12 protein-coding genes and 1 tRNA gene are annotated in these 12,237 nt (G+C 41.0%); 12 read left to right on the top strand and 1 reads right to left on the bottom strand.

Going from position 1 to position 12,237, the window contains the following annotated elements:
- Positions 1–606: 606 nt before the first annotated feature.
- Complete coding sequence (locus tag E4T79_RS08645) at positions 607–1,053, bottom strand: Fur family transcriptional regulator (RefSeq protein WP_135029507.1); 447 nt, start codon at positions 1,051–1,053, stop codon at positions 607–609.
- A gap of 146 nt (positions 1,054–1,199) precedes the next feature.
- Between E4T79_RS08645 and truA the strand changes: the two genes are divergently transcribed.
- The 12 genes from truA to E4T79_RS08585 all read left to right on the top strand — a co-directional run bounded on the left by truA (position 1,200) and on the right by E4T79_RS08585 (position 12,237).
- Positions 1,200–1,949 (top strand): tRNA pseudouridine(38-40) synthase TruA, encoded by a 750-nt coding sequence (gene truA, locus E4T79_RS08640; protein ID WP_135029505.1) that lies wholly within the window; start codon positions 1,200–1,202, stop codon positions 1,947–1,949.
- Positions 1,939–2,700 carry a bifunctional hydroxymethylpyrimidine kinase/phosphomethylpyrimidine kinase gene (locus tag E4T79_RS08635; RefSeq protein ID WP_135029503.1) on the top strand — a complete coding sequence of 254 codons (762 nt, stop codon included), beginning with the start codon at positions 1,939–1,941 and terminating at the stop codon, positions 2,698–2,700. The genes truA and E4T79_RS08635 overlap by 11 nt, the downstream gene beginning before the upstream one ends.
- A complete protein-coding gene (locus E4T79_RS08630) occupies positions 2,690–3,160 on the top strand; it encodes an ECF transporter S component (RefSeq protein WP_135029501.1) in 471 nt (156 codons plus the stop codon). The genes E4T79_RS08635 and E4T79_RS08630 overlap by 11 nt, the downstream gene beginning before the upstream one ends.
- Before the next feature lie 5 nt (positions 3,161–3,165).
- Complete coding sequence (locus E4T79_RS08625) at positions 3,166–3,729, top strand: TIGR01440 family protein (RefSeq protein ID WP_135029510.1); 564 nt, start codon at positions 3,166–3,168, stop codon at positions 3,727–3,729.
- A 321-nt stretch (positions 3,730–4,050) separates the two neighbouring features.
- The gene (tig, locus tag E4T79_RS08620) at positions 4,051–5,334 is read left to right on the top strand and encodes a trigger factor (RefSeq protein WP_135029499.1); all 1,284 of its coding nucleotides are present in this window, start codon (positions 4,051–4,053) and stop codon (positions 5,332–5,334) included.
- Positions 5,335–5,546: 212 nt separating this feature from the next.
- Positions 5,547–6,140, top strand: a complete 594-nt coding sequence (rpoE, locus tag E4T79_RS08615; RefSeq protein WP_135029497.1) for a DNA-directed RNA polymerase subunit delta — start codon at positions 5,547–5,549, stop codon at positions 6,138–6,140.
- Between the two features lie 110 nt (positions 6,141–6,250).
- Positions 6,251–7,855 (top strand): CTP synthase, encoded by a 1,605-nt coding sequence (locus E4T79_RS08610; protein ID WP_135029495.1) that lies wholly within the window; start codon positions 6,251–6,253, stop codon positions 7,853–7,855.
- Between the two features lie 628 nt (positions 7,856–8,483).
- A tRNA-Leu gene (locus E4T79_RS08605) sits at positions 8,484–8,569 on the top strand.
- 50 nt (positions 8,570–8,619) lie between these two features.
- A complete protein-coding gene (locus tag E4T79_RS08600) occupies positions 8,620–9,831 on the top strand; it encodes a glycosyltransferase (RefSeq protein WP_135029493.1) in 1,212 nt (403 codons plus the stop codon).
- 94 nt (positions 9,832–9,925) lie between these two features.
- A complete protein-coding gene (locus tag E4T79_RS08595; RefSeq protein ID WP_135029491.1) occupies positions 9,926–10,807 on the top strand; it encodes a class II fructose-bisphosphate aldolase in 882 nt (293 codons plus the stop codon).
- A 579-nt stretch (positions 10,808–11,386) separates the two neighbouring features.
- Positions 11,387–11,575: a 50S ribosomal protein L28 gene (gene rpmB, locus E4T79_RS08590; RefSeq protein ID WP_135029489.1), complete on the top strand. Its 189-nt coding sequence runs from the start codon at positions 11,387–11,389 to the stop codon at positions 11,573–11,575.
- A 296-nt stretch (positions 11,576–11,871) separates the two neighbouring features.
- Positions 11,872–12,237 (top strand): Asp23/Gls24 family envelope stress response protein, encoded by a 366-nt coding sequence (locus E4T79_RS08585; protein WP_075105451.1) that lies wholly within the window; start codon positions 11,872–11,874, stop codon positions 12,235–12,237.

Here is a 12,237-nt window from a genome sequence, read left to right as displayed (position 1 = left end):
TATTGAGTTTTACAATACACGACGCTATCAGACCAAATTAAATAACCTGACTCCTATAGAATTCAGGAATCAGGTTGCTTAATATCTTTTATTATTTGACTGTCTACTTGACAGGGAGCCGTTCATATTGATAGAGTCTTTTAGTTTGTTTTAGTCCTAGCCAACAAGCTACAGGCTGTACGAGAGTACGCCAAAGCTTAACTCCAACCTTAAAGATACAAAACGAACAACATTCATTTTCTGATACTCAGAAAATGAATGTTGTTCGCTTTTTTGTTTGGTTTATCGATTCACGAAGTTTGATGAAATAGCCTGTCTACAATGAATATTCTATACAAACCAGCCCCGAATTGAGAACGGTAAACGTTTGGAGATAAGGATAGTGAAGTTAGTCTTATCTAAACCGAAGATAGAGCGGAGGTTCAGCAAGGTGGGCTAACAATATCAGATGCCGATGTTTGACGAGCATCACTTCTTCCTCTTTCATTTGGGATTGGTAGATTTTATCTTATTCGTTTTCTATAGAAATACCTCTTACTAAACACCTCTTGGTTCATAAATAAAGGATTGCAACGCTCATTTGATGCGTGTCTGATGCCGAATTGCTTATTGACAGTCTGGGCAAACGCCATAAATGGTTAGGAGTTCCTTGGTAATCTGATAGCCAGTTTGGTCTTGGACTTGTTGTTCAAGGCTTGGCATGTCTTCGGCAATCAAGTCGGTGATTTTTCCGCAGCGTTCGCAGATAATATTTAAATGATCATGACCCATGAAGTCATAGTAAGTAGTCGTGTCATTGTTGCGTTTTAACTCGGTCACAAATCCTTCTTCGACTAAGACCTTGAGATTGTTATAGACAGTAGCTAAGCTCATGCTGGGGTAGTTTGGACGCAACTCCTTGTAAATCATCTCTGCGCTCGGATGGTCTAGGCTGTCAATCAAGTGACGAATGACTGCTTTTCGAGTTTCTGTTATCCGAATGCCTTTTTCTTTTAAATGACCCACGACGTGCGAATAGGCATCGTGGTGATTATGGTGTATGTGGTGGGACATGGCACGTCTCTCTTTCAAGGTATTTTCTTCATTATACACCATATTTGACTAAAAAGCGCGAATAAACGTTACCCCACTATCTGTCCTAGGACAAATGGTGGGTAAAGGTCTTGTCAGACACTTTTAGGCTATGGTACAATCAAGCTATGACAAGATATAAAGCAATTATTTCCTACGATGGATACGATTTTTCAGGGTTTCAGCGCCAACCGCATGCACGGACGGTTCAAGAGGAATTAGAAAAGACCCTGCAACGTTTAAATAGTGGGCAAGAAGTGATAGTGCATGGGGCAGGGCGGACAGACAGTGGTGTTCATGCCTACGGTCAAGTCATTCATTTTGACCTGCCTAGCGCGCGAGATGTGGAGAAATTACGTTTTGCCCTTGATACGCAAAGTCCAGAAGATATAGATGTGATAGCAGTTGAACAGGTGGCAGATGATTTTCATTGTCGCTATGCCAAACACCAGAAAACCTACGAATTTTTAGTGGATATTGGTCGACCGAAAAATCCCATGATGCGGCGCTATGCAACCCATTTTTCCTACGACTTGGATATCGGACAAATAGAGCAGGCTATTTCTTTCTTGGTAGGAACGCATGATTTCACGGGTTTTACAGCATCAGGGACAGCAGTGGAGGATAAGGTACGGACGATTACAGAAGCACGTGTGGAGCTAAGTAATGAACGAAATGTGCTTATTTTTACCTTTACGGGAAATGGTTTTCTCTATAAGCAGGTGCGTAATATGGTGGGAACCTTGCTCAAGATAGGGAACCATCGGATGCCAGTTGAACAGGTAAAGCGGATTTTACAAGAAAAGGACCGTCAACTAGCAGGACCTACAGCTGCACCCAACGGCTTGTATTTGAAGGAGATTCGATATGAGGAGTAAGTATATAGTAGCCCTTTCAGGCAATGATATTTTTAGCGGTGGTGGTCTGCATGCAGATTTGACTACTTATACGGTCAATGGTCTGCATGGCTTTGTAGTGGTGACCTGCTTGACAGCTATGACAGAAACGGGTTTTGAAGTGTTTCCTGTCGAAGAAGCTGTATTTGAAAAACAAGTAGCTAGTCTGCAAGAGGTAGACTTTGCAGCCATAAAAGTGGGTCTATTGCCTAATATAGCCATCGCTAAGCAGGCGCTTAATATGGTACGTGCACATACAGAAGTTCCAATCGTTTTGGATCCAGTTCTCGTTTGTAAAGAAACGCATGATGTGGAGGTCAACAACCTGCGCGATGAACTGCTAGCATTCTTGCCGTATGTGACGATTGTTACGCCAAATTTGGTGGAAGCGGAGCTGTTAACCCAAAGAAAAATACAGACTGTTGAAGAGATGAAAGAGGCAGCAAGAGCTTTGCATGAGCGAGGCGTTCAACATGTCGTGATTAAGGGAGGCAATCGCTTAGATCAAATGCGGGCAATTGATGTCTATTATGACGGGATACAATGTCAGGTCTTGGAATCGCAGGTCCTGGATAAAAACAACACAGGTGCTGGTTGTACCTTTGCCTCAAGTATTGCGAGCCAGTTGGCTCTGGGAACTAGCGTGTTTGAGGCTGTGAAACTTTCTAAGGACTTTGTCTATCGGGCTATTCAAGCATCTGATGAATATGGGGTGGTGCAATATGAAAATTAAGCAAACACAGAAAATCGTGCTGTTGTCAATTTTGACAGCCTTGACTATTGTCTTGGGCTACCTGCATGTGTCAACCTTAACAGGAATAATCACATTTCTAGATGTTGGTATCTTTTTTACTGCTTTCTACCTGGGCTCAAAAGAGGGAGCGATTGTCGGGGGTCTGTCAGGTCTTTTGCTTGATTTGCTACTAGGCTATCCACAGTGGGCTTTCTTTAGTCTGGTCTTTCACGGTTTACAAGGCTATGCGGCTGGATGGTCAGGAAAGAAGCGTTTTGTGGGACTTGTCCTTGCGAGTCTTGCTATGGTGGGAGGTTATTTTGTAGCGAGCATGAAGATGTATCATCTAGCAGGAGCGCTGGATGGTCTTATGGGAAATCTCATTCAAAATACGGTAGGAATGGTTCTAGGTTCTATCCTTGCGAACGCTATGACAAGTGTTAGAAAGGAGGCTATTTAAAGATGTTGGAGATGGATATCATAAAACAGCAAACTGTGACCATTCTGGAAGAAGTGCTGGAATTGAGTCAACTTCGAAAAGGGCAATTATTTGTCTTGGGTCTGTCGTCCAGTGAAGTAATCGGTGGTCATATTGGGAAACACTCCAATCTTGAAGTGGGGCAGGTGATTGTTAAAACGATCTTAGACGTGTTGTCTGAACGGGGGATTTACCTTGCTGTTCAAGGTTGTGAACACTTGAATCGAGCCTTGGTGGTTGAGCGTGACTTTGCCCTTGCTGAGAAATTGGAAATCGTCAATGTACTTCCGAGTTTGCATGCGGGAGGTGCTGGTCAATTAGCAGCTTTTGAGTATATGGCAGACCCTGTCGAAGTAGAATTTGTCACAGCTTATGCAGGGCTTGATATAGGAGATACAGCGATTGGCATGCATGTCAAACATGTCCAAGTCCCTTTGAGACCGACCTTACGCCAGATTGGTTATGCTCATGTGACTGCTCTTGCTAGTCGACCAAAATTGATTGGAGGTTCGAGAGCCTTGTATCAGGAAGATATGCTTCGTAAGGGGTGATATCTGTGCCAAACCTGTAACTCGTATGCCTTTATCGGATAGTAAAAGGACTGTCTGCCTCTCATTTTTAATCTACAACAGATGAAGAGAGAGGTGTGAATAAATCATCAATATAAGCAACTAACAGCTGCTCCCCGTTAGTGTTGTCCCTATTCCGAAAATAAATGCTTCAAGAGTGTTTGAGTTTTTACATGCCGTCATAATCCTCCATACGTCTATTGATACGGTTTGCGTATAATTTGATACTCTCTGACTTTATTATTTGATTTGGATGTGATATAATAGCGTGTATGCAATAAAATTTTAAGGAGAAATGACAGAATGTCTGTATCATTTGAATCAAAAGAAACAAACCGCGGTGTCTTAACATTTACAATCGCTCAAGATGCTATTAAACCAGAATTGAATCGTGTATTTAATAAGATAAAAAAAGATATCAACGTACCTGGCTTCCGTAAAGGTCATTTGCCACGTGCTGTCTTCAATCAAAAATTTGGTGAAGAAGCCTTGTACCAAGATGCTGTTAATAGTCTTTTGCCAGCAGCTTATGAAGCAGCAGTAGCAGAAGCAGGTCTTGAAGTGGTTGCACAGCCAAAGATTGAAGTTGTGTCAATGGAAAAAGGTCAAGACTGGACAATTACTGCAGAAGTTGTTACCAAGCCAGAAGTAAAATTGGGTGACTATAAAAACTTAGCTGTATCAGTTGAAGCAACTAAAGAAGTAACAGATGAAGAAGTAGATGCAAAAGTTGAGCGTGAGCGCAATACGTTGGCAGAATTGGTTATCAAAGAAGGTCCAGCTGCTGAGGGAGATACAGTTGTCATTGACTTCGTTGGTTCAATCGACGGTGTCGAATTTGATGGTGGAAAAGGTGAAAACTTCTCACTAGGTCTTGGCAGTGGTCAATTCATCCCTGGCTTTGAAGATCAATTAGTAGGTCACAGTGCAGGTGAAGAAGTCAACGTAGAAGTGACATTCCCAGAAGACTACCAATCAGCAGATTTGGCAGGTAAACCAGCCCTCTTTGTGACTAAAATCCATGAAGTAAAAGCAAAAGAAGTGCCAGCTCTTGATGATGAATTGGCAAAAGACCTTGATGAAGAAGTGGAAACACTCGATGAGTTGAAAGCAAAATATCGAAAAGAATTAGAAGCAGCAAAAGAAATTGCTTTTGACGATGCAGTTGAGGCAGCAGCGATTGATGTAGCAGTTGAGAATGCAGAAATCGTTGATCTTCCGGAAGAAATGATTCATGAAGAAGTACATCGTGCGATCAATGAATTCCTCGGAGGTATGCAACAGCAGGGTATCTCACCAGATATGTACTTCCAAATCACTGGAACGACACGTGAAGATCTTCATAAACAGTATGAAGCAGATGCTGAAAAACGCACGAAGACAAATCTTGTTGTAGAAGCTGTAGCAAAAGCAGAAGGTTTTGAAGCAACAGCAGAAGAAATTGAGGCAGAGATTGCAGAATTGGCTACTACTTATAACATGGAAGTAGAACAAGTACGTCGTCTGCTTTCAGAAGACATGTTGAAACATGATATTGCTGTGAAAAAAGCTGTTGAAGTCATCACCAGCACTGCAACTGTAAAATAATAGAAAACAACAGAAATAGAGGTTAAGTTTGTTCTTAGCTTCTATTTTTCTACAATTCTAACAAGAGTAAACTTATCTTTGACTATTTGCTGATTTTAGCGTAAAATAGTGTGGAAAGACAAAAAGATACTCGTTTGAGGTGTTCAAAGAGTCTGGATGAATCTGAGGCGAGGCTTGCTTTGAGACTCGTATTTTACATAAGGAGAATAAGCGTGGAATTAAACGTATTTGCAGGACAAGAAAAAAGTGAATTGTCGATGATTGAAGTAGCACGTGCCATTTTGGAAGAACGTGGTCGTGATAATGAGATGTATTTTAATGATTTGGTCAATGACATTCAAAACTACCTTGAGAAATCAAATAGCGATATTCGTGCTGCTCTTCCGACTTTCTATTCTGACTTGAATGTGGATGGTAGCTTTATTCCCCTAGGAGAAAATAAATGGGGACTTCGTTCATGGTATGCTATTGATGAGATTGATGAAGAAGTGATTACTCTCGAGGAAGAGGATGAAGACGCACCAAAACGTAAGAAAAAACGTGTCAATGCCTTTATGGATGGTGATGAAGATGCGATTGATTATGGCAATGATGATCCAGAAGATGAAGATGGTTTTGACGCAGCAGAACCAACAGAATACGATGATGACAATCCAGACGATGAGAAAGATGAAGCGGAATCCTACGATTCTGAAATCAATGAAATCATCCCAGATGAGGACTTGGTAGATGAAGAAGTTGAATTAAATGAAGAAGATGATGACTACACAGAAGAAGATGAAGATGAAAATGTTGATGAGGAGTAACTCCCATTTGACAAATATTCATATTTTCGATATGCTATTAATCGGGCACCTCTTTTGAGGTCAGAGCTCCCTGTTTCAGGGAGCTATTTTTATTTTTTAAGGAGAAGTTCATGACAAAGTATATTTTTGTAACAGGTGGAGTGGTGAGCTCAATTGGAAAAGGGATTGTTGCTGCGAGTTTAGGACGCTTGTTGAAAAATCGAGGATTAAAAGTAACGATTCAAAAATTTGATCCTTATATCAACATTGACCCAGGAACCATGAGTCCTTATCAACATGGGGAAGTGTTTGTGACAGAAGACGGGGCAGAAACAGACCTTGATCTTGGTCACTATGAACGTTTTATTGATATTAACCTCAATAAATATTCCAATGTAACAACCGGTAAGATTTATAGCGAGGTGCTTCGCAAGGAGCGTCGTGGGGAGTATCTGGGAGCGACAGTCCAAGTTATTCCACACATTACAGATGCTTTAAAGGAAAAAATTAAGCGGGCGGCAACAACAACGGATGCAGATGTGATTATCACTGAGGTTGGGGGAACGGTTGGAGATATTGAAAGTCTTCCATTCCTTGAGGCTCTTCGCCAGATGAAATCAGATGTTGGTGCGGATAATGTCATGTATATTCATACTACACTGTTACCTTATTTGAAAGTGGCGGGCGAGATGAAAACCAAGCCAACTCAACATTCTGTGAAAGAACTGCGAGGTCTGGGGATTCAACCCAATATGCTGGTTATTCGGACAGAAGAGCCTGTTGGTCAAGCTACTAAAAATAAATTGGCTCAATTCTGCGATGTAGCACCAGAAGCAGTGATTGAATCGCTTGATGTCGAGCATTTGTATCAAATCCCTCTTAATTTACAAGCGCAAAATATGGATCAGATTGTCTGCGATCACTTGAAAATTGATGCACCTGCCGCAGATATGACGAAATGGTCTGCTATGGTCGATAAGGTCATGAACTTGAAAAATCAAGTGAAAATTGCTTTGGTCGGGAAATATGTAGAATTGCCAGATGCCTATATCTCTGTAGTAGAAGCCTTGAAACATTCCGGCTATGCTAATGATGCGGAAGTCAAGATTGACTGGATTAATGCCAACGATGTGACAGCAGATAATGTAGCAGATATACTTGGTTATGCGGATGGTATCATTGTACCAGGAGGTTTTGGACAACGCGGAACAGAAGGGAAGATTCAGGCTATTAAGTATGCCCGTGAGCAAGATGTACCAATGCTGGGAGTCTGCCTCGGTATGCAGTTGACCTGTATTGAATTTGCTCGCCATGTCCTAGGGCTTGAAGGCGCAAACTCTGCTGAATTAGCTCCGGATACAAGCTATCCGATTATTGACATTATGCGCGACCAGATTGATGTGGAAGATATGGGAGGCACTCTTCGTCTCGGACTCTATCCATCAAAACTCAAAAAGGGGAGTCGAGCAGCAGCAGCTTATAATCATCAAGAGGTAGTGCAACGTCGCCACCGTCATCGCTATGAATTTAACAATCAATTCCGTGAACAATTTGAAGCAGCAGGCTTTGTCTTTTCGGGAGTATCACCAGACAATCGTTTGGTCGAAATTGTGGAAATTCCTGAAAACAAATTCTTTGTGGCCTGCCAATATCACCCAGAATTATCTAGCCGTCCAAACCGTCCAGAGGAGCTGTATACAGCCTTTGTCTCTGCTGCGGTAGAAAATCAGAAATAAAGTGTTGGTGGAATCATCTTGCCTTGTGGCAAGGTGATTTTGATATTTTGATGATCCTCATTGTTTTATAGCCGTTTCGTTTATTTTTAGTACGAGGCAAGGAGTCGCAGGTAGTACTGGAGTATAGCAAGACGAGTGAACGAAGTCATAAAAGATAAACGAAATGCCTATAAAACCTTATGAGATTGGTGCCTTTGTCCCTCAGTTTCAACTATTTTCTCAGTACAAGATAGGAGAGCGTGAAGTAAAAAGGAAACCGAGATAGTCTCCTTTGCAACCAATGTCATCGTTTCCTAAAGGGAGCTCTATTTGTCATCAACTAAAGTAGAAACAGTTATGTCCCTTTTTTCGAGCATTTAACCCTAGTTTAATTGCTCTACTGATTTATAAAAAGCATTCACGACCAGCGCTTGAAAGCTTTTAGGGTGAAACGTAGGTTTTCTACTGTTTAATAGTCCTTATTTTCTAAAAAGTGGAGGGCTGTTGCATTTGATTTTTCTGTGAGAACACCTCTCATAAAACGGTTGGATTATCCATAAATGTTCATTTCATACCCTTGTCATGAAAAAATGTCTAGAAAGTATTGACAAGAGGTAGAGGAGCTGGTATACTAGTAAGGTACTCAATCGCGGGGATGGCGGAATTGGCAGACGCGCAGGACTAAGGATCCTGTGACCGCTTTAGGTCGTGAGGGTTCAAGTCCCTCTCTCCGCATCTGTGACTGGCTTGGCCAGTCTTTTTTGTTAACATGAGGAGAAGATAAGATGAAGACAAGACAAAAAGCAGCCATTGTCTTAGCAGGTGATTATGGCTATATTCGACAAATTGAAAGCGTTTTAAAATCTTTGTGCTATCACAATCGAGAGATGAAGGTGTATATCTTCAATCAGGACATACCTAGTGAGTGGTTTAGGGCGATTCGTAAACAAATGGAAAGAATAGGCTCTGAACTGGTAGACATCAAATTACTAGACTCTCGCCTGGACAAGAGTTGGACAGCAGGTTTTGCCCATATCAACTATATGGCCTTTGCCCGATATTTCATCCCTGAATATGTAATGGAGGATCGTGTTCTCTATCTAGATAGCGATGTAATTGTAACTGGAGAGATCTGTCACTTGTTTGATGTCGATCTAGGAGATAACTATCTAGCAGCAGTAGCTGCCCTGCATGGGATGACGTCTCTCTTTAACTCAGGAGTCTTGCTAATCGATAATAAGCGCTGGAAAGCAGAGGGTTTAGTTGAACAGCTCATCGAAAGGACAAAGAGAGATTGGCAGGAAGTACCAGAGGGAGACCAGTCTATCCTAAATAGCGTCTTTTCAGGACGTTGGCTTGCCTTAGATCATTCCTATAATTTTCCTATCGGCTACGATTATGGAGCCTATATCCGTGGTGAGTTAGGTGTTTTTGAGATTCCTCTTGATCCTCTTCCCTTAGTTTTGCACTATATTTCTCCAGATAAGCCTTGGAATACCTTTTCTTCAGGAAGACTTAGACAGATTTGGTGGGACTATGCTATGTTGGAGTGGGAAGAGATTGTCGCTAGAGTTGGGGGGGGGGTGAAACCTACCGAGCCTCCTACAAGATTGCATCTCTTGACTCTTACCAATACTGACAACTTGGAGCATATTGAAAAGCTAGTCGTCGCTTTGCCAGACTGTTGTTTCCACATCGGAGCTTACACTGCCATGTCTGGGACTCTTGCTCGCTTAGCCCAGTATGAAAATGTCAGGCTGTATCCAAAAATTATGAGAGTCACTATTGAGGACTTAATGGCAAAAGCGGATGTCTATCTAGATATCAACCATGGTGATAAGTTTGAGGATATCTTGGAAGAAGTAACGGATAAGAAAATAGAAATGCTAACTTTTGATACAACTGTTGGAGTAGGAGTAGGTGCAAAAATCTTTCCCACTACTCAACCACAGAAATTGGTGGAATTTTTAGAAACCTATAAGAAAGAAGAAAAATAAAAATCTGATGAAACATTAGCTTTTTTCATGAAAATGTGATAAAATAAACAATGTAAAAGGGGAAACCCATAAAAAATCAATAGGAGGCTAGAAAATGCCAGTCGTTTCAGCAGAAAAATTCGTCCAAGCAGCTCGTGACAATGGGTATGCAGTTGGTGGATTTAACACAAACAACCTTGAGTGGACTCAAGCAATCTTGCGTGCCGCAGAAGCTAAAAAAGCTCCTGTTCTTATCCAAACTTCAATGGGTGCAGCAAAATACATGGGTGGCTATAAAGTAGCTCGTAACTTGATTGCAAACCTTGTAGAATCAATGAATATCACTGTTCCAGTTGCGATTCACCTTGACCATGGTCATTACGAAGATGCCCTTGAGTGTATTGAAGTTGGTTATACTTCAATCATGTTTGATGGCTCACACCTTCCAGTTGAGGAAAACCTTGAAAAGGCACGCGAAGTTGTAAAATTAGCTCATGCAAAAGGTATCTCAGTTGAAGCTGAAGTTGGAACAATCGGTGGAGAAGAAGACGGAATTATCGGTTCTGGTGAACTTGCTCCAATCGAAGATGCAAAAGCAATGGTAGAAACTGGAATCGACTTCTTGGCAGCTGGTATCGGTAATATCCACGGTCCATATCCGGCTAACTGGGAGGGTCTTGACCTTGATCATTTGAAGAAATTGACAGAAGCTGTTCCAGGTTTCCCAATCGTTCTTCATGGCGGATCTGGTATTCCAGATGAGCAAATCCAAGAAGCTATCAAACTTGGTGTAGCAAAAGTAAACGTAAATACGGAGTGCCAGATTGCATTTGCAAACGCAACTCGTGCATTTGCTCGTAGCTATGAAGCAAATGAAGCAGAATATGATAAGAAAAAACTGTTTGACCCACGTAAATTCTTGGCTGACGGTGTAAAAGCTATTCAAGCATCTGTTGAAGAACGCATTGATGTTTTTGGTTCTGAAAACAAAGCCTAAGATACGATCAATCAGTAACAGCTTCTCGTTTGAGAAGTTGTTTTTTAGTGTGTCGATCTTGAAAGAACAGAACATATAGTATTTTGGTTTACTTTTAGTATAGCCGTTTCGTTTATTTTTAGTACTAGGCAAGGAGTCGCAGGTAGTACTGGAGTACAGCAAGACGAGTGAATGAAGTCATAAAAATATAAACGAAATGACTATACTAGGCAGCGAGTTGCAGGCTGTACTGGAGTACGGCAAAGCGAGTGAACGAAGTCATAAAAGTTAAACGAAGTGACTAGAAGAAGCAAATAGCGTGCAAAAACCTTGTTAATCCGGATAGATAGTAAACAGAGAGTAGTCAAAAATAGTAACGGTCGACAGCTATTCAGGGGCTTTTATAAAAAGTTGTCTCGGTCTTTTCTGATAAAAAGTACATGTTTTCTTGGATTTTAAGGGATATATAAACGTTCCACCAACAATTAGATACAAATAAGTTGAAAGTTCTTCTTGCCAAGAGCTGTATTTTTTGATAGAATAGTCTAGTATGTGGTGCTAGCACATCCGTAATATTTGATCAAATGAGGAGGAATACACATGGCTAAGGTATGTTATTTTACAGGTCGTAAAACTGTATCAGGAAACAATCGTTCACATGCAATGAACCAAACAAAACGTGCGGTAAAACCAAATCTTCAAAAAGTAACTGTTTTGATTGACGGAAAACCTAAAAAAGTTTGGGTTTCAGCTCGTGCACTTAAATCAGGTAAAGTTGAACGTGTTTAAAAAACAGCCCCGGTGGGCTGTTTTTTCATGAGCCAAGAAATGTAGTAGCGAGTAGGGTTCAAATGCCCCTCTTTTTGCATCCCAAAATGAACGAATGTAGATAGGAATAGGCGGTTATTTTTCACAGGTTGAGAAATGAGGGAACCTTTGAGATTCAATGCCTCTTTTTTTCTTGTTATGTTTAGAATTGTCATCAAACGGGATACGGACTTCTTATCTGTTGCAATAGCCTAGTTTTTTACAGTCATGAGAAATTATGATAGAATAGAGTGATAAAATGATTTGAGGTGCGAAAAATGACGGTTAAGATCAATACAAAAGATGGCCAGATTGAACTAACAGATGATGTCATTGCGACAGTTGTTGGAGGTGCTACAACGGAGATTTTTGGCGTTGTTGGTATGGCAAGTAAATCTGCGATTAAGGATAACTTTCAAGCGCTTCTTGGAAAAGAAAACTATGCTAAAGGAGTTGTGATTAAAACGACTGAAGAAGGGCATATTGCGGTAGATGTGTATACTGTGATGAGCTATGGTGTAAAAATTAGCGAAGTTTCTCGTAATATTCAAGAACGTGTCAAGTTCAACTTGGAAAATCAATTAGGTATCGCAGCAGATACAGTCAATGTCTATATTCAAAATATCAAAGTCGTAGGAGAATAA

Origin of the sequence: Streptococcus sp. LYSM12, from assembly GCF_004569635.1 — a bacterium.
Lineage (GTDB): Bacteria > Bacillota > Bacilli > Lactobacillales > Streptococcaceae > Streptococcus.
The sequence above is the reverse complement of the archived record's forward strand: the minus strand, read 5'-3'. Positions and strand labels throughout refer to the sequence as shown.